The 16,421-nt window shown below is 40.1% G+C and carries 18 protein-coding genes and 1 other annotated feature; of the genes, 6 read left to right on the top strand and 12 right to left on the bottom strand.

Going from position 1 to position 16,421, the window contains the following annotated elements:
* Nucleotides 1-94 precede the first annotated feature (94 nt).
* The 4 genes from BUB11_RS06125 to BUB11_RS06135 form a co-directional block, all read right to left on the bottom strand.
* On the bottom strand, nucleotides 95-907 hold the full coding sequence (locus BUB11_RS06125; RefSeq protein ID WP_073028598.1) for a methyltetrahydrofolate cobalamin methyltransferase: 813 nt from the start codon (nucleotides 905-907) through the stop codon (nucleotides 95-97).
* Nucleotides 908-1,095: 188 nt separating this feature from the next.
* Nucleotides 1,096-1,224: a hypothetical protein gene (locus tag BUB11_RS28695; RefSeq protein WP_282433980.1), complete on the bottom strand. Its 129-nt coding sequence runs from the start codon at nucleotides 1,222-1,224 to the stop codon at nucleotides 1,096-1,098.
* 17 nt (nucleotides 1,225-1,241) lie between these two features.
* Nucleotides 1,242-2,390, bottom strand: a complete 1,149-nt coding sequence (locus tag BUB11_RS06130; RefSeq protein ID WP_073028599.1) for a uroporphyrinogen decarboxylase family protein — start codon at nucleotides 2,388-2,390, stop codon at nucleotides 1,242-1,244.
* Nucleotides 2,391-3,029 carry a cobalamin B12-binding domain-containing protein gene (locus BUB11_RS06135; RefSeq protein ID WP_073028601.1) on the bottom strand — a complete coding sequence of 213 codons (639 nt, stop codon included), beginning with the start codon at nucleotides 3,027-3,029 and terminating at the stop codon, nucleotides 2,391-2,393.
* Nucleotides 3,030-3,434: 405 nt separating this feature from the next.
* Between BUB11_RS06135 and BUB11_RS06140 the strand changes: the two genes are divergently transcribed.
* Both BUB11_RS06140 and BUB11_RS06145 read left to right on the top strand, forming a co-directional pair.
* Nucleotides 3,435-4,058: a cobalamin B12-binding domain-containing protein gene (locus tag BUB11_RS06140; RefSeq protein WP_073028602.1), complete on the top strand. Its 624-nt coding sequence runs from the start codon at nucleotides 3,435-3,437 to the stop codon at nucleotides 4,056-4,058.
* 44 nt (nucleotides 4,059-4,102) lie between these two features.
* The gene (locus tag BUB11_RS06145; RefSeq protein WP_073028604.1) at nucleotides 4,103-4,810 is read left to right on the top strand and encodes a GntR family transcriptional regulator; all 708 of its coding nucleotides are present in this window, start codon (nucleotides 4,103-4,105) and stop codon (nucleotides 4,808-4,810) included.
* A gap of 149 nt (nucleotides 4,811-4,959) precedes the next feature.
* Here BUB11_RS06145 and BUB11_RS28180 read toward each other — a convergent pair whose 3' ends face one another.
* The 3 genes from BUB11_RS28180 to BUB11_RS06160 all read right to left on the bottom strand — a co-directional run bounded on the left by BUB11_RS28180 (nucleotide 4,960) and on the right by BUB11_RS06160 (nucleotide 6,476).
* Nucleotides 4,960-5,049: a DUF3102 domain-containing protein gene (locus BUB11_RS28180; protein WP_073028606.1), complete on the bottom strand. Its 90-nt coding sequence runs from the start codon at nucleotides 5,047-5,049 to the stop codon at nucleotides 4,960-4,962.
* Between the two features lie 275 nt (nucleotides 5,050-5,324).
* The gene (locus BUB11_RS06155; RefSeq protein ID WP_345788569.1) at nucleotides 5,325-5,504 is read right to left on the bottom strand and encodes a type II toxin-antitoxin system Phd/YefM family antitoxin; all 180 of its coding nucleotides are present in this window, start codon (nucleotides 5,502-5,504) and stop codon (nucleotides 5,325-5,327) included.
* An 84-nt stretch (nucleotides 5,505-5,588) separates the two neighbouring features.
* Nucleotides 5,589-6,476 (bottom strand): AraC family transcriptional regulator, encoded by an 888-nt coding sequence (locus tag BUB11_RS06160; protein ID WP_073028885.1) that lies wholly within the window; start codon nucleotides 6,474-6,476, stop codon nucleotides 5,589-5,591.
* A 218-nt stretch (nucleotides 6,477-6,694) separates the two neighbouring features.
* Here BUB11_RS06160 and BUB11_RS06165 point away from each other — a divergent pair, with 218 nt between their 5' ends.
* The 4 genes from BUB11_RS06165 to BUB11_RS28005 all read left to right on the top strand — a co-directional run bounded on the left by BUB11_RS06165 (nucleotide 6,695) and on the right by BUB11_RS28005 (nucleotide 10,101).
* Nucleotides 6,695-7,450, top strand: a complete 756-nt coding sequence (locus tag BUB11_RS06165; RefSeq protein WP_073028607.1) for an SDR family NAD(P)-dependent oxidoreductase — start codon at nucleotides 6,695-6,697, stop codon at nucleotides 7,448-7,450.
* A 475-nt stretch (nucleotides 7,451-7,925) separates the two neighbouring features.
* The gene (locus BUB11_RS06170; protein ID WP_073028608.1) at nucleotides 7,926-8,246 is read left to right on the top strand and encodes an SHOCT domain-containing protein; all 321 of its coding nucleotides are present in this window, start codon (nucleotides 7,926-7,928) and stop codon (nucleotides 8,244-8,246) included.
* A 343-nt stretch (nucleotides 8,247-8,589) separates the two neighbouring features.
* Nucleotides 8,590-9,711: a 4Fe-4S binding protein gene (locus BUB11_RS06175; protein WP_073028610.1), complete on the top strand. Its 1,122-nt coding sequence runs from the start codon at nucleotides 8,590-8,592 to the stop codon at nucleotides 9,709-9,711.
* Nucleotides 9,712-9,933: 222 nt separating this feature from the next.
* Nucleotides 9,934-10,101: a hypothetical protein gene (locus BUB11_RS28005; protein ID WP_207650029.1), complete on the top strand. Its 168-nt coding sequence runs from the start codon at nucleotides 9,934-9,936 to the stop codon at nucleotides 10,099-10,101.
* Nucleotides 10,102-10,621: 520 nt separating this feature from the next.
* Here BUB11_RS28005 and ileS read toward each other — a convergent pair.
* The 5 genes from ileS to BUB11_RS06200 all read right to left on the bottom strand — a co-directional run bounded on the left by ileS (nucleotide 10,622) and on the right by BUB11_RS06200 (nucleotide 16,370).
* Nucleotides 10,622-13,723 (bottom strand): isoleucine--tRNA ligase, encoded by a 3,102-nt coding sequence (ileS, locus tag BUB11_RS06180; RefSeq protein WP_073028612.1) that lies wholly within the window; start codon nucleotides 13,721-13,723, stop codon nucleotides 10,622-10,624.
* Nucleotides 13,724-13,778: 55 nt separating this feature from the next.
* Nucleotides 13,779-14,007 (bottom strand) — a binding site (T-box leader).
* Between the two features lie 84 nt (nucleotides 14,008-14,091).
* A complete protein-coding gene (locus BUB11_RS06185) occupies nucleotides 14,092-14,214 on the bottom strand; it encodes a hypothetical protein (RefSeq protein WP_345788570.1) in 123 nt (40 codons plus the stop codon).
* Complete coding sequence (locus tag BUB11_RS06190; protein WP_073028613.1) at nucleotides 14,211-14,516, bottom strand: type II toxin-antitoxin system RelB/DinJ family antitoxin; 306 nt, start codon at nucleotides 14,514-14,516, stop codon at nucleotides 14,211-14,213. The genes BUB11_RS06185 and BUB11_RS06190 overlap by 4 nt, the downstream gene beginning before the upstream one ends.
* 282 nt (nucleotides 14,517-14,798) lie before the next feature.
* The gene (locus BUB11_RS06195; protein ID WP_073028615.1) at nucleotides 14,799-15,668 is read right to left on the bottom strand and encodes an AraC family transcriptional regulator; all 870 of its coding nucleotides are present in this window, start codon (nucleotides 15,666-15,668) and stop codon (nucleotides 14,799-14,801) included.
* 432 nt (nucleotides 15,669-16,100) lie between these two features.
* Complete coding sequence (locus BUB11_RS06200; protein ID WP_073028616.1) at nucleotides 16,101-16,370, bottom strand: hypothetical protein; 270 nt, start codon at nucleotides 16,368-16,370, stop codon at nucleotides 16,101-16,103.
* Nucleotides 16,371-16,421 lie beyond the last annotated feature (51 nt).

Genomic DNA, 16,421 nt, shown 5'->3' on the forward strand with positions numbered 1-16,421 from the left:
CCTAATTCTCATTGTCCTGAAAACTTCACTTGTGACCCACACAAGTTTTGTTGGATACGAGTGAGTTAAGAACAATGAAATCTTTCTCATTCATTTAGTTTTCAGCCCTAACCGGTCCTATTTTATTTTTCCTGTAAGCATTGGAAAACTGCCGGCATAACCGGTCCCGTCCCATTAGTGCTTCCGTTGTAAGAAGGGTTGTATACATATCTCTGCTGCATGGATCTATAATTGCCGAATCCATGCCACTGAACAGCGCTATGGTCAGAAAATGCTGGTTTACAATTTTTCTTAGGGGCATCCCAAAGGAAATATTACTCAACCCTGAGGTTACCTTGATCGAGGGATACAGGTTCTTGACTGTTTTCATTGTTTCGAGAAACGTTAATAACGATTGGGAATCTGTAGATAAGGCAAGCACCAATGGATCAATATGGAGTCGATCGGGCGTAATATCATATTTTTCTGCCTTTTCCACCAGTAGTTTAGTTATATCTACCCTAGTCTGAATATCCGATGGAATTCCATGGTTGTCACAAGTTAAGGCAATTACTCCCCAATCCGTTCCTTTAATTAGTGGAAAAATTACCTCACACTTATCCCCTTCGGCAGAGACAGAATTGATCAGTCCGGGTCGTTTCGCCAGATTCAATACTTGTTCGATCACTCTGGGGTTAGGACTATCGATACATAACGGTGTTTCAACGACATCTTGCACGATATTCATAAGCCACACTAAAGTCTCAGTCTCAACCTCCGGCGCGGTACTGGCACACACATCTAAATAATCGGCTCCGGCTTCAGTTTGCTTTACTGCCAAGTTGCGGATAAATTGTTCATCTCTTTCTTGAATGGCTTTTTTTACACCAGGTATCGTACCATTAATTTTCTCTCCAATGATAATCAACTCTCCATTGCCTCCCTCGTTTAATATTATCTGGTCACCGGGAAGAAATTATCGCATCCAATTTGCGATAGTCCGAAAGATCGGTCTATAAATATTGACTAATAAAACCTCCCAAGTAAGCTTCTTAATCTTCATCTACTTTAGGAGGTTTTTTTATTTATCTTTTAAAGAGATTCACCCTAAATCATTTAGATTATAAGTGCCCCATAAAGAAAGGTTGCTACAAAAGCATCAATTTCTTCCTGGGTTTCAGCGTGCAGTATTTCCTTGGCGATTTTTTCCAACACTTGTCTGTTTGTGTCTTTTTCGCTCATCATTTTCACCCCGCTATAAATTATAATTTGCAGTCTTTGATATAGTCGGCAATTGCTTTCAAATTTTCCGGACGTGCGTCGACCTGAAACATCATCGGCGTGTCCGGTGCAAGAAAATATCCGCCACCAGGGCATAAATCCTCAATTAGGCCTTTTACAAGATCAAGACATTCTTGTTTAGTTCCATGTTGCATTAAAGTGGTTGATAATCCTCCTGCCACAGCCATGGTATTCCCTAATTTCTTTTTAGTAAGTCTTAGATCATCCTCTTGAAAGATACCAATTACTCCTTTTTGGGGAAGTTCTTGCAAGTAGTCAAATAAATGTTCATACTTCTTCTCAAAATAATAGATAACATTGTGGCCTTGTTCAACGAGATAATCTGCCAGGCCTTTAAAGGAAGGCCAATAAGTTTTTTCGAAATCTCTAGGGCTTAAGAAAGCAGGTAAATGCATGGGGATAAAAATCGCCTTATCATCGGCAGGCTTTAGCCCACGAAGCATTGGCTTATAGCCCTCAAATAACGTCAATCCTGCATCCCGAACTAATTCCGGGCAACGCTTTATATCACTGACAATACCGGTGAATTCTCGAAACAAATCAAATAAATAATCCACTGGATTAACAAGGATCGCCGACATAAAAATGTGCGAACCCTTTTCTTCACATGCTTTTATATAAGATTGAGTTTTTTGCCCCTCGCCAAGTACTCCTTGCACAATCCTTTTGTATTTATCTTCGGGATTAATATCTTTTAAAACCTCAAATCTTCTCGGGAGTACTGTTTCTAACAGATAATTGATTGGGTCTTGTATAAGTTTTGGATATTCATCCGCTTGCATTATTAAAACTTTTTCCGGATCTTGCATTTTTTCAAAGTTTCTGACCGTATAAGTCCCCCCACCAAGGATGTCAATCTTCGGTCCATACATCAGGTTTGCCGGCATCCAAGGGGTAAGAGTCGTGTCATACTGTAAATCGTCGGATACCTTGGCTACCACGTCTGTTGCCATCTCAAAAGAGGAGACGGCAGATTTTTCAACTCCCGCATAATATGGATAATAGTCATCAGCAATTAGCATAAAAGGGGGTTTATCGGTTTCTTCTCTTCGAATTGTTTTAACAACTCTTTCTTTTTTTTCGTTGAATACAGTCATTGGATCACTCATCTAGCTCACCCACCCTTGAATCATTCTTACACCTTCCGCGGCATTGATTGTCCAGGCATCAGCGCCTATTCGCTTACAGGCAGCTTCTGTTACCGGACTGCCACCGATAATAATTTTGATATCATCCCTTAGCCCAGCTTCTTTTAGGCCTTCTACTGTATCTTTCATGGAATCCAAGGACAAGGTAAGTACGCCGCTCATGCCCACAACATCAGGGTTTACTTCTTTTACTTTTTCTATAAAAGCACTTACAGGTTGATCAATCCCTAAATCGAACACCTCAAATCCCGCCGCTTCTGCCATATTCTTAAATATTTGTTTGCCCATATCATGCAGATCTCCCTGAACTGTTCCAATGACCATAGTACCCACTTTAGGCCCGTTCACTGCACCGATGACAGGTTTTATTAAAGCTAAGGCAGCTGTTAATATTTCTCCGGAAAAAATTAAATCTCCAACAAAATATATGCCTTTCTCGTATAAATCCCCTACCAGTGTCATCCCTTCCTGACAAGCAGCAACTACTTCTCGTGCCTCCTCTACTGTTGGTCCTGAAGCTATAAACTCATTAAGCATATCGAGCAGGTTTTTTTCGTCCAGGTCTCCCAAAGCTTGGGTTATTTTTTTTAAATCTAACATAAAATTTCCCCTCTTTCTCAAATTGCGGCACGATGCATTTCTCCTAATTTCCTTAAACTCTTACCTATATGTGCTCATCGTAATTGTGCCTTTAAAGTGAAAAGTCACCTCCAATTTCAATTACTAAGCCACCTGTAATATCTTATGATAACTTGTTATTACAAGTTATGTAATTATATTATTCTGACTTTTATGATTTGTCAAGATGGAATTAAGGCTATTTTCTGATACAATTAAGCTTGTCATATTTCACTTATCTCTACTTGTCATTGAGGGAGAGCTATTTCAAATTGACAAGAAGTAGGAAGAGCGTTAGTATTATTCTATTGAACTTATTATTACAAGTAATGATAAGCAATTACTGTGCTTCTAGAAAATTAATAATAATCTTAGGAGGCGAGTAAGTTGGATGAGATACTGGTTCATGCCGTAGAACAGCTAGATGAAAAAACGGTGAAGGAAGTAGTCATTGACAGACTTCAGGCCGGATTTGGGCCTTTATATATACAGGAACAAGTATCCTTGGGTATGGACAAGGTAGGGATTCTATACGAGCAGGGTGAGTACTTTATCGCAGATTTAATTATGGCAGGTGTTATCTTTAAGGATATTTTAGAACTTGATGAAATGAAATCTGGTTTTTCTGTGCCTAGTGAAAAAATTGGCACTGTTGTTATTGGAACAGCAGCTGGTGATTTACATGACATCGGCAAAAATATTTTTGGCAGTATGCTCAAATCAGCAGGATTTAACGTCGTGGATTTAGGGGTTGACGTTTCACCTGAAGACTTTTGTCGAGCTATTTTGGGTGCGAAGCCGGATATCGTGGCGATTAGTGGAGTGTTGACTATAGCTTTAGAGAGCATTAACGCAACGATTGAGCTATTAAGACAAGTCGGGATGAGAGATAACGTAAAGGTTATTTTAGGGGGAAAATGTGTCAGTCCTAGCGCTTGTAATATCATCGGAGTAGACGCTTATACGACAGATCTCCCTGAAGGAGTTAAAATATGTTTGTCCTGGGTATAATCTTAGAGGTTTAACGCATCGTAGTTTAAGGAGTAAATATTTGTATGAACTTGCCTATCTATCGACACCTTTTTAATCAACTGAAAGATAAAATTCTTCGGGGCGAATTGAAGCCGGGTGATATGCTTCAATCTGAAAACGAACTGGCTCAACAATATAGTACCAGTCGTTTAACTGTCAGAAAAAGCTTATCTATGCTGGATAATGAGGGATTCATTACTTCATTCCCGGGGAAAGGTTATTATATTATTGAACCAGATCACAGTAAATACACTTTACTTTTTAATGAGCTGAACAGTGGAAGTAAGAATAACCTTTATAGCAAACTTTTAGGAGTAAATGCCACGAACCCAGATGCGGCAATATGCCAAAAACTGCAAATATCTTGTGATCATAAAGTTGTGGTTATTCTCAGGTTGTTGTATTCCAATGAAGGACCAATTGCCTATGATGTTAAATATATTCCCTATGATCGAGGCCGGCCTATTGTCGAAAAAGCGATCGAATATGCAGCTTTGCCAGACATGGTTGCCAAGAAAAGTTCTCCATTCGCCATAAAAAAAGAATTGTGTATTTATATTGAAAAGTCTAATCAAGAAATTAATAAATCGTTATGTTTGCCTGAATCAGAACCTTTATTAGTCGTGGAGCAAAGTCTGTATGATTATGAGAACAAACCAATAGGCTTGGGAAAAACCTATTATGGTGGTGAACATGGAAAAATACGAGCTTATTCCAATATGCGGGAGTAGGGAAAGAACTAATTCCATACTTTGATTTTTGCCTAAAAAGTTAAGGACTTAAGCGGGTGCACCTGTAAGTGTTGTTTTGTGTAGTTCAAATTCGGAATCGATTCCGAATTTGAACCATCCTGGGCAGAGTCAACTTGGCCCCCTACTCTTCAAAGAGGCACATCAGTTTGTTGGCCCGTGCTTTGAGAGTAAATCACCGAGCTCTCCGGCCACTTTCCCCATTCTCCATGATTGACCATGGATTTGAACAACCTTACTCATAGCCTATGTGTTCAAGCCCTCACTTGTGACAAAATAATGGCAAAACCGTAAGTGCCTATGCGCTTTACGGTTTTGCCATTATTTTGTCACAAATACCCTAGACAAGGGTAACCCCTGCCGGACAAGGTGCATAAGATCCAGCAAACTGCCCCTTTGTTGTTAACAGCGGCCTGAGCTGCCGCTAGCAAAATAGACCTATCTCCATTTTTCACTATTATCAAACACTTCCAGTAATCAGTAAACTTCATCCTCTTCAAAACTTGTATGAATTCCTAAAAGTTACTGTTGCACGGAGCTTATCGAGTTCTTCCAATTTAATAATTGCATATTCACCTCTTCCATTTCTGGTAAGGTACACCGGATTGTTGAAGGATACCTCTTTTAATACTTCTGTATAATTTCTCAAATCTGATATTGGTTTAATATTTGGCATTCTCATCACTCCTAATATAGGCTTTGAAAGCGAGAACTTAATCGTAGAGATTAGATTACTTTGATAGAAGCGACTAGCTGATCGCTAATCCCTCGCACTTTCGATTCGTCTTAGCTTCTCAGTGTCCCTAGCTGGAGGTGCACCGAAGAAGCGGGAGTACTCTCGATTAAACTGTGAGGGACTCTGATAGCCAACTTGATATGCGGCACTGGCTACTGCATAGCCCTCAAATGCCATGAGGTTTCTGGCCTCTAAAAGCCTTAACTGCTTTTGAAATTGAATCGGGCTTAAACCCGTTGCCCGTTTAAACTGACGGTGAAAGGTATTGATAGCCATACCAGATTTTGATGCGATCTCACCGATGTCAATTGTCTTCGTATAGTTATCGCGAAGCCATTTTACAGTCTGAGAAATCTTAGAGAAATTACTCTCTCTCAAGCCAAGTTGCCTCAGATACCATCCTTGCGATCCCATCAGAACGCGATAAAGGATTTCTCGTTCATAAGCCGGTGCAAGCGCTGGAATATCTCTTGGAGTTTTTATTAATCGCAATAACCGCAGCCATGCCTCCATGAGTTCGATGTCTATTTCACAAGCTGCGAAATGCTTAAAAGCAGTTGGCATTAGATCTTCAGGAAGATCTCTTAGCAAACTCTGAAGAACATTCTGATTTAACTCAAGACCAAGGGACATGTAAGGACGGCCATCACGGCCTGGATGTACACTCGCCGTTGCAGGAACATGTATCGGTAACACATAATATGAAGGCCCTTTCATGACAGTACTACGTTCTCCAATTAAAAGAATCTTTGTTCCTTGAATCGTAAAACCAATCATCGGCTTGTAGAGCGCTGCGAGCTGATGTGTGGGAATGTCTCCCATAATCATGCTTAGCCCAGGTACTCCGGTTTCGATTGGTCGAGTGCCTGCTCTTTTCATTAGATCGATAATTTCATCTAAAACTTTATTCATACACATATTCTATCATATCGACTTCCTATTTTCCAACACAGTTTCGAACTCCGGGGCATTTTTAGGCTTTTTAAAAGGTAAATACTTGGGATAATTCAAGTTGTTTTAGGAACTAGTGATATTTTTAGGCAATTAAATGGAACTTTTAGATCTAGTTTGTTTTATCAGAAAAGGCTAAAATAGAATCAAGATTGAACAACAAAAACAAGGAGGATCTTATGAAAATCGCAATCGTAACAGGTGGAAGTAATGGCATTGGAAAAGCAACCGCGCTTGAGCTTGGCAAGCGGGGAATTAGCGTCATTCTCACATACAATTCCTATAAAGATAGAGCAGAAGCTGTTGTTAAGGAAATTGAGAAAAATAAGGGAGTTCGGGCTGTAGCACTGAAGTTGGATCTGACTCAAAGATCAACATTCGAAGGTTTCGTTCAGGAAGTGAAAAAGAACCTCAAAGAAGTTTGGAACAGAACGACTTTTGATTACTTGGTCAATAATGGCGGTGTCGGTGGGCCAATGATGTTCATTGAGATGAGCGAAGAGTACTTCGACAAGATTCTTAATACGAACTTCAAAGGACCCGTTTTCTTAACACAACACCTCGTCCAATTCATGGAGGATGCTGGAGCCATTGTAAATACCTCGAGCACATCCAAGAACCAATCATTTCCAGGTTACTCCGCCTACGGCTCGATAAAAGCAGCGTTGTCATCTTGGACTCGCTACGTCGCTAAAGAACTTGCACCGCGCAAAATTCGGGTCAACGCAGTTTCTCCTGGTCCTACTCACAGCAATTTTGGCGATGGAGTATTCGATAAACATCCTGAATTCATCAACCCGCTGGCTGAGCAATCTGTATTCGGCAGAATCGGCCAACCCGAAGATCTTGCCAAGGTCATTGTGAACTTATTGTCCGATGATTTCGGCTGGGTCACAGCCCAGGACATTGAAGTGTCAGGCGGACACTTGCTTTAAGAATGTAAGAACGACATGAAAATCGGGATTTTAAAAAACGACCTTGTCCAAAATGGATATACAACTAACAAAACCAGGGTACCGCTCTAACGGTACCCTGGTTTTGTTAGTTGTTATTTTAACCTGAAACTCTTGGTATATTAGAATTTTAGGAGCTTCAACCGTTACTATCAAAATAGACTAATCTCAATTTTTCACCATTATGGAACACTTTTTGTACTTACAAAATTAACTTACTTTTGCACTACTTTCGTAATACTTTTGACACAACTAAAGCTTAGAATATAGTCATCAGGGGTTAAAACATACTGAAGCAAAAGGAGCGTGTATTTATGAAAAACTTCAAAAAGCTCGTTGCCGCGGCCACAATCATTGGAATGAATAATATAATTTTCCTTTGATGCGCGGGCCGGGAAACAAAGAATTTATTCCCGGCTAATCTTTTTCCGGAAGATTTTAGACTGGAGGAGTAAGTATGAAATTTGAACACTATGGTGGAGTAAATCTTATCTATTCACAGTTCTTTACAGTTGGTATCCTTCTTTTGGCTATCACAGTTTTCTACTTAGTATTTCTGACCCCACAAAAAAATAAGTCTGAGCATGATCGCATCCTTGATCTATTAAAGGTCAGATATGCAAACAATGAACTGAGTGATTCTCAATACTATGAAGTTAAGTCCATTTTGGAAGACGAGAATTCCGATAGTCCAGCAATATCAGTTCTCAAGGAGAGATATGCCAGGGGGAACTTAAGTTCGGTCGAGTTTATAAAAATGCGTAATACGATTATCTAACTGGTATTTGTGCTTGGGCCTGCCAGTTTGGTACCCTGCAGGATTTCATTTTCCGATTAAATAGGAATTCAAATAAGATTAGAGTAGTCTTCTTTTCAGCATTTATAGTAATAGCTTTTATCTGGTCGCTAGACATCATTGAACCAACCAATCCCTTTAATATATATAATCCTCCAGTTCTTACAATAAGCGGAATCGTATTTTTTGCCGTGATTTTAATAGGAAGTCTCTTCAATAGAATTCAAAAAGGGGCATAGAACACCAATACCGAACGGAAAGTTTAAAGCCGCTAACCACTGAGGACATTGATTATTCGAGACTAAGAGTATGGGAGTTGATTAGTTTGAAGAGAAATAAGATGATCAAGTTTTTGAGATGGGGTCTAATGTCCATATTCGTTGTGCTTATAAGCATTGCGGCCTATCTTCATCAAGTATTAGGAGGAACAAAGGCACCCTCAATCCATGCACTATGTCCCTTCGGAGGTCTTGAGAGCCTCTATCAGGTCTTCACAACAGGAAGCTTCATCGGCAAAATATTTGCCGGTACCCTGACGTTGTTCGTTATCACTCTAATTGTTGCAATTCTCTTCAGACGAAGTTTTTGCGGCTTAATTTGTCCCTTTGGTGCAATTCAGGAATTCTTCGCAAGACTGGGCAATAAATTCTTTAATAGAAAATTAATAATACCTGCTTCTATCGATAAGCCTTTAAGATATCTCAAATATATAGTGTTTGTGGTTACTGTTGTTTATGCATGGAAGACAGCAGGATTATGGATGGCACCTTATGATCCATGGTCCGCTTATGGGCATCTTCCTGAAGGATTGGAAAGTGTGTGGAAGGAATCGGCAGTAGGGTTAATAATTCTGGTTATTACTGTCCTTGGGTCCTTGATTTATGACCGGTTCTTTTGCAAATATCTTTGTCCAATGGGGGCATTTTACGGAATTATAGGTAAAATAAGCCCCTTTAAAGTAGTAAGGAACGAAAGTGTGTGTATTGACTGTGGACTATGTACTAAGAGTTGTCCGATGAATATTGATGTCCAGCACAGTTTGAAGGTTACTACGGCAGAGTGTCTGAATTGTCAGACCTGTGTCCTAAGCTGCCCTAAGGCAGGAGCTCTAGATCACCAGATTGGCAATAAAAGAATAAAGCCAATGACCGTAATCATCCTTGTGGTGGTGGTGTTCTTTGGTTCAATAGTTGCGTCAGAGGCTTTAGGAATATATCAACTCACTCCAGCATCACTAAAGACGGGAGAGTCCATTAATTATGACGAAATCAAAGGCTTTATGAGTATCAAGGAAGCTGCCGAATCAACCAAAACAGATCTAAAAGAATTTTATGTGTTATTCAAAATTCCTGAAAACGTTCCCCAAGAAACTAAGATGAAAGATATATCCAAAGTTGCTGAAGGGTATGATTTCGATCAAGTTAAAGCATCTCTTGAAGCTCACTGATGACCAAATAATGGCAGGACCGTAAAGAGCATAGGCACTTTGCCCTCCTGCTATTATTGTTATAAATACCCTAGACAAGGGTAACCCCTGCCGGACAAGGTGCATAAGATAAAATGACCGACCAAGCTTGGCCAGTCAAAATCCATAATAAAGGTTGTCCGTTATCAGATCGATATAGTCAACAGTCCCCGGTGTTCCGGCAAAAACTTTTCCGGAACGAAAATGGACGTGTCCGATGAGGGAAATGTACTGCCTGCCTATGGCAGTGATTTTGCGGCCCAAGGGCTGCACTTATGGATTAAAACCCGACCACGGGAATTCAAATTCGGATCCGGATCCGAATTTGAGAAGAAACCAGACGGATGTGCCCGGGCAATTATGATTCCCTGAGTCATCATGTAAGCTGTGAGTATCCAGGTAACTTCGTTGGCATTCGTCCCTAAGACAGCTGTTAGTTTGGGTATCGCCACATTAACGATATTACCGGTTAGGGATTGTAAAAAGGTTCCCATTATGATAACAATGATTATTTTTCATTAAATCTATAAGAACCAAGGTCTTCAATCGTATATTCAACTCACAGAATTTACAACTACAAAAACAGGGTATTATTTCTTAAGATCACTAAGAAATAATACCCTTACTTTATTATATACTAAGTCTCTCAAACCCTTGGTGCATTAGAGTTTTGGATCTCCGCTCATGCTATTTTAAACCTTACTTCAATTGGTCTTTGTTGATTACAGCCGCCTGAGTGACTGCAAACACTTTAAGACCAATTCCATTTAATACTATTATGGAAAACATCTTGTAATATTAACGGGACAAAAACGAGGCTGGAAGCAAATAATCGCTTCCAGCCTCGTTTTTTCTACTGCAATTTAGGTCCCCTGCCTAACCTGGAACACTCCTACATTTTCTCAAGCTTCAAACCTGTCTCATGACCGTTAAGATTCTGCTTTTCTAAGCTATCATCCTTGATTCTCTCAATATAGTTTGCTAAAGTCTCTTGTTTGATATAGTCTTCATACAGTTTGACAGCTTCAGCTATTTCCTCATCGCCATCATAGTATATTTTGATTCTATCCATCATCTCATAGTCATTAGATTTTCTCATTTGCTGTACCTTGGAGACAAACTCCCGCGCATACCCTTCATCGATCAACTCTTTGGTAAGCGTTGTATCCAAGATTACGAATAAATTGTCCTCCACGGTCATTGTAAAGCCTTCTTTAGCCGCGATCGTAGTGATGACATAGTCCTTAACTAAGTCTACACCTTCGCCCTCTACCTCAATCGAAATCGTTTCACCAGCTTCTAATCTAGGCACAACAGAAGAGGCATCAAGGGCTGCCAGTACTTTGCCTAAGGATTTTACTTTAGGTCCAAAAATCGACCCTGCTACTTTGAAATTAGGCTTTAAGCTAAAGTTCATATACTGGCTTAAATCCTTGGCAAACATGACCTCCTTAACATTAAGCTCCTCCTTGATTAAGGGAAGCATGTAGTCAATCAGTTGTTCATATTTACCGTCAATTAAGATCTGTTGGACAGGTTGTCGCACCTTGATTCTGACCTGTTCCCTAGCCGCTCTGCCTAAGCCCACTAGATTTCTCACCAGATCCATTCTAGTTTCCAACTCACCATCAATCAGGCTCAAATCGGCGACAGGGTAATCCGCTAAGTGGACAGATAGTTCATCGGTCAAGCTTCGATAGAGTTCTTCGGAAATATAGGGCGCAAAGGGAGCCACCAGCTTGGATAATCCCACGAGTATTTCATAAGTCGTATTGTTGACCGCTTTCTTATCATTCGTAAGCTCTGAACCCCAGAAGCGTCTGCGCGAACGTCTTATATACCAGTTCGAAAAATCCTCATTGACAAACACAGTAATTTTTCTCACTGCTTTGGTCAGATCAAAGGCACTCATATCTGACTCGACGCCTTGAAGAAGGCTATGATATTTTGATAGGACCCATCGATCAAGCTCGGGGCGATCCTTGTAATCAATAAAGAAGTCCCGTGGGTCAAGCTTATCTGTTTCGGCATACAAGGAAAAGAAAGCATACACATTTCTCATCGTACTGAAAAATTTACTCTGTACTTCCTTGATCCCTTCGATATCAAATTTCGTTGGACTCCAAGCCGGAGAAACGTGGAGTAAATACCATCTTAAAGCATCCGCTCCATATTGATCAAACAATTCAAACGGGTTGACTGTATTTCCTTTGGACTTAGACATCTTATGCCCATCCTTATCGAGAACCAAATCATTAACCAGTACTCGTTTATAAGGTGCGACTCCCTTGATGAAGGTTGAGATCACAAGGAGAGAATAGAACCAGCCTCTGGTCTGATCGATGCCCTCACAGATGTAGTCGGCGGGAAAGAGCTGATCAAAGTTCTCGCTATTTTCAAAGGGATAGTGATGCTGAGCAAAAGGCATGGAGCCACTGTCAAACCAGCAATCAATCACATCTTTCACCCTAGTCATTGCTGCGCCGCATTTTGCGCACTTAATGTGAATATCATCCACAAAAGGCCGGTGCAATTCAATCGTTGCCTCATCCAGCGTTTCCACTGCCTTTTCAACCAGCTCTTGTCGAGAGCCAATCGATGTGGTGTTTCCGCAATCGCATCTCCAGATATTCAGCGGTGTTCCCCAGTATCGAGTTCTGGACAAGGCCCAGTCATTGGCATTTTCCAGCCAGTTGCCAAACCTTTTTTCGCCGACAAAATCGGGATACCACTCAACGCTTTTGTTATTCTCAACCAATTGATCTCTAAATTTTGTGACTTCGATATACCAGCTTGGTTTGGCATAATAAAGGAGTGGGGTCTGACATCTCCAACAGTGAGGATAGTTATGCTCCATTTTTTCTTTCTTAAATAGTTTCCCTTCCCCGTGCAACCATTTGATAATATCGAGATCCGCATCCATGACAAAGCTGCCTTTCCATGGAGTGGTTACAAATTTCCCTGTTTCATCAACAGGCTGAAGAACCGGTAGATTATACCTCTTGCCAATGTTGTAATCATCCTCCCCAAAGGCTGGAGCAGTGTGGACAATTCCCGTGCCATCCTCTGTCGTCACATAATCGCCCACCGTAACAAAGAAGGCCTTCTTATCCGCTTTTACAAACGGCATTAACTGCTCATATTCTACGAACTCAAGATCTTTTCCCTTGATTTCTTCCAGAACTTCAAACTCTTCTCCCAACACTTTATGGGACAAAGTCTTGGCAACATAATAAATCTCCTCATTCTGCCTCACTCTCAGATAGACTTCTTGAGGATTGACCGTCAGTGCCACATTCGAAGGAAGCGTCCAGGGCGTCGTCGTCCAGACCAAAAAGAACTCTTCGACATCTTTTCGCTTAAACTTTACGAAGACGGTATTAGTCTTTATTAACTTATAGCCCTGGGCTACTTCATGGGAGGCCAGCCCAGTTCCACAGCGTGAGCAATAGGGCAGGATTTTGTGTCCTTCATAGATCAAACCTTTTTTGAAAAACTGATCAAGGATCCACCAGACGCTCTCAATATAATTATTATCGAGGGTGACGTAGGGATGGTCCAAATCGATTGAATATCCCATTCGTTTAGTCATATCTCGCCATTGCTTCTCATAGCTGAACACCGATTCCCGACATTTCTGATTGAACTCCGCGATTCCATAGGCTTCAATTTCTTGCTTGTTGGTAAGTTTAAGTTGTTTCTCTACTTCGATTTCCACAGGAAGACCATGAGTATCCCATCCAGCCTTACGCTTGACTTGATAGCCCTGCATGGTTTTGTATCGGCAAACTGAATCCTTCAAAGTTCTGGCTATAACGTGGTGTATGCCTGGTTTGCCGTTGGCCGTGGGAGGCCCTTCATAGAACACGAAAGGTGTTTTACCCTCTCTGGTTTCGATACTTTTATCCAGGATCTTATGATCATTCCAGTAATCAGCTATTTCACTTTCCTTTTTCGCTACCGGTAGATCCGTTAGCGGTTTGAAGTTAGACATACTCATCTTCCTTTCATATTGGGTAAATAACATCAAAAAGCCCCTAAGTCAATGACTCAGGGACGGATTATCCGCGGTACCACCCTTGTTATTAATGGATAGCTTAAATAAACAAGCCATTAATCGCTTAAAACATGTAACGTATGTCTACGGAACAGCTTAGATTATTTCAGCCGCCCAACTCCAAGGTGATCTTCATAAAAAACCTTCGTCATAATCTTTCACCCGAGGATTATGTCTCTAAAACCCAAGTTCTTTATTACTATCCTTTTCACAGTTGTTATCCATATTTTAACCTATATCCAAACGTTTAAACCCTATTCATCATATTCCAATTTCTCAAACATTGTCAAGGGCACTCTAACTTTCTATTTTGTACTATACTGTCCCATGGCCACTTCAGGTGCAAGTAGCTGCTCTGCGATATAATTGTAAATCTCCTCCATATCAGAAAGTGCCTTGTCCGTGATCTGTATCTTATAATGCTTCATGCGTTTGTCTCTCGAAATCTCTGAAAGGCAGCAGATGCATCCTGTACATTACCCTTTTCGATATCGCTGTATCCTTCCTTTAACTTCGCATGAATTTCGTCCGTTGTCATCAAATCGGCGTTTACGGAAACCGGTGCTTTCGGCAACGTTACAGCAAAAGGTATTCCGCCGGTTATTGAAATCTGTTTCAGATAAATATCTATCGCTGTGGACATAGGTATACCGAGTTGTGAAAGGACTTCCTCAGCCCTTCTTTTTACGTCAGGATTAATCCTTATATTTAAAGTTGTAGTTTTTTCCATGTTAATCATCTCCTTTTGATAAAAAGGTAACGCGTTTGTCGTTACATTTCAATGGATATTTTGACTATTTTAAGCTTTCTTACAAAACAGGGTACTGACACTAAAAATATTATGTGTCAGTACCCTTGTTATATTTTTTTATAGAAGTTCTTCAGAGCCTTAGCACAAAGGTTTGATGAACTTTACTCATATCATTTTAGCCTACTTTGATTGGTCTTTGTTGATTACAGCCGCCTGGGCGGCAGCATGCCAAAAATTATAGCCAAAGAGCTGCCCGTGTTTTTAATTTTTTATTTTCCGAACCGGAATCCAAACTTCACTATAGGCGTAATCCTTTTTATGGGCATCCATTTTAGTAAAAGAAAAAGTAGGAGAATTGATTACTTCGTAATTGGAAGAAGGTAGCCATTCCGAATATATTTTTGCCATTGTTTCTTGTAACGCAGAAGGAAAGGATCCTTCATTCGGAAATATTGCCCAAGTATAGGCTTCCACCGGCACTTTGTCTAATCGATCACTTACTTGGTTTTCAGTCGTTAAAACACCTATCAAGTGAGTTAAATCTCCCTCTTCTTTTAAGAAATTAGCGTCAGCCTCATAAGAAGCATTGACAATTTCATAAGGTTCAATATTTTGGAGAGAATGCATTTCTTCTTTTTGTTCGTTCGTTATGCTTTGGGCAAGCTTTACAATCTCGTGATTAACCCCTTCAAATTGCATAGGGACACGTTTACTTACACCGACTAAATTAAACGCTGATTTGTCTTCAATTCTAAAATCCATAGTTATTCCTCCCTTGACGGTTATTACGAATGAAAGTTTGGGAAAGGATTTACTCATGCCTTTTTTTATTACTTCCGAGGGTAATAACCCACTCCATTTTTTAAATGCACGAGTAAAGCCGTCCATTGACTGATAACCATATTTAAAAGCAACATCCGTTACTTTTTCTCCATGTAATAAATCCATACTTGCTTCCGACAATCTTCTGTTTTTGATATATTCACTAAGCGTTAACCCTGAAAGATAAAAAAATATCTTTCTAAAGTGATAGTCGGAAACTCCAGCATATTCTGAAATTATTTCTGGAGATAGATCATCGGTTAAGTGATCCTCAATATAGTCAATCACATGATTTAATTCGTTTAACATTGTTTTCCCTCCTTTCGTATCTACATAATAGCAAAGCTGCTTTTACGATACTCGACTTTCTTAACATAAAAAATATCGAATCGCCCAGCGAATTAGGTACTGCCTCTTAAAATGTTCTCTAAAATAATTTTATGAATTATTTCATCTCTCATTTGCCTGCTTTTAGGTTGAACATTATGTAAGAGAATAATCCGCTGGTTGTAGTTCAAATTCGGAATCGATTCCGAATTTGAACCATCCTGGCCGGCAGTCAGCTTGTCCCATACTCTTCAAAGAGGCGTATCAGTTTATTGTCCATGCTTTGAGAGTAACTCACCGAGTCTCCAGCCACTTTCCCCATTCTCCCTGATTGACCATGGATTTAAAGCTCCCAAAATAATGGCAGGACCGTAAAAAGCATAGGCACTTTGCGGTCCTGCCATTATTTAGAGGCTAGGCAATTTTTATCCCTCCGCTTGCAGCATATTTATACAACAAATGTGCATTACAATGCAGGAACTTATCGAATTTGTCAATCTCTTTATCATTGAACCCCTCACGCTTAATCCATGTATAAGACGGCAATATGCATCTTGCTACATCAAAGCCTTCTTCAGATGGACATTCAAAATGCACCTCCACACATTGCACTCCATTTTCCTCAATAATGTGCGAATGCACTATCTCTGTTTCATCAGATAAAATCATATACGGATACATCATAAACAACACCTCCATCTATAAACCATACTTCTCTTCTATATACTATGAAAT

This window comes from Desulfosporosinus lacus DSM 15449, from assembly GCF_900129935.1.
In the GTDB taxonomy this organism is placed as follows: domain Bacteria; phylum Bacillota; class Desulfitobacteriia; order Desulfitobacteriales; family Desulfitobacteriaceae; genus Desulfosporosinus; species Desulfosporosinus lacus.

Coding starts and splice junctions, on each gene's coding strand:
- BUB11_RS28695 (WP_282433980.1), bottom strand. CDS start 1,224: ATGATGAGCGAAAAAGACACAAACAGACAAGTGTTGGAAAAAATCGCC.
- BUB11_RS06130 (WP_073028599.1), bottom strand. CDS start 2,390: ATGAGTGATCCAATGACTGTATTCAACGAAAAAAAAGAAAGAGTTGTT.
- BUB11_RS06135 (WP_073028601.1), bottom strand. CDS start 3,029: ATGTTAGATTTAAAAAAAATAACCCAAGCTTTGGGAGACCTGGACGAA.
- BUB11_RS06145 (WP_073028604.1), top strand. CDS start 4,103: ATGAACTTGCCTATCTATCGACACCTTTTTAATCAACTGAAAGATAAA.
- BUB11_RS28180 (WP_073028606.1), bottom strand. CDS start 5,049: ATGGTCAATCATGGAGAATGGGGAAAGTGGCCGGAGAGCTCGGTGATT.
- BUB11_RS06155 (WP_345788569.1), bottom strand. CDS start 5,504: ATGCCAAATATTAAACCAATATCAGATTTGAGAAATTATACAGAAGTA.
- BUB11_RS06160 (WP_073028885.1), bottom strand. CDS start 6,476: ATGAATAAAGTTTTAGATGAAATTATCGATCTAATGAAAAGAGCAGGC.
- BUB11_RS06165 (WP_073028607.1), top strand. CDS start 6,695: ATGAAAATCGCAATCGTAACAGGTGGAAGTAATGGCATTGGAAAAGCA.
- BUB11_RS06170 (WP_073028608.1), top strand. CDS start 7,926: ATGAAATTTGAACACTATGGTGGAGTAAATCTTATCTATTCACAGTTC.
- BUB11_RS28005 (WP_207650029.1), top strand. CDS start 9,934: ATGGACGTGTCCGATGAGGGAAATGTACTGCCTGCCTATGGCAGTGAT.
- ileS (WP_073028612.1), bottom strand. CDS start 13,723: ATGTCTAACTTCAAACCGCTAACGGATCTACCGGTAGCGAAAAAGGAA.
- BUB11_RS06185 (WP_345788570.1), bottom strand. CDS start 14,214: ATGAAGCATTATAAGATACAGATCACGGACAAGGCACTTTCTGATATG.
- BUB11_RS06190 (WP_073028613.1), bottom strand. CDS start 14,516: ATGGAAAAAACTACAACTTTAAATATAAGGATTAATCCTGACGTAAAA.
- BUB11_RS06195 (WP_073028615.1), bottom strand. CDS start 15,668: ATGTTAAACGAATTAAATCATGTGATTGACTATATTGAGGATCACTTA.
- BUB11_RS06200 (WP_073028616.1), bottom strand. CDS start 16,370: ATGATGTATCCGTATATGATTTTATCTGATGAAACAGAGATAGTGCAT.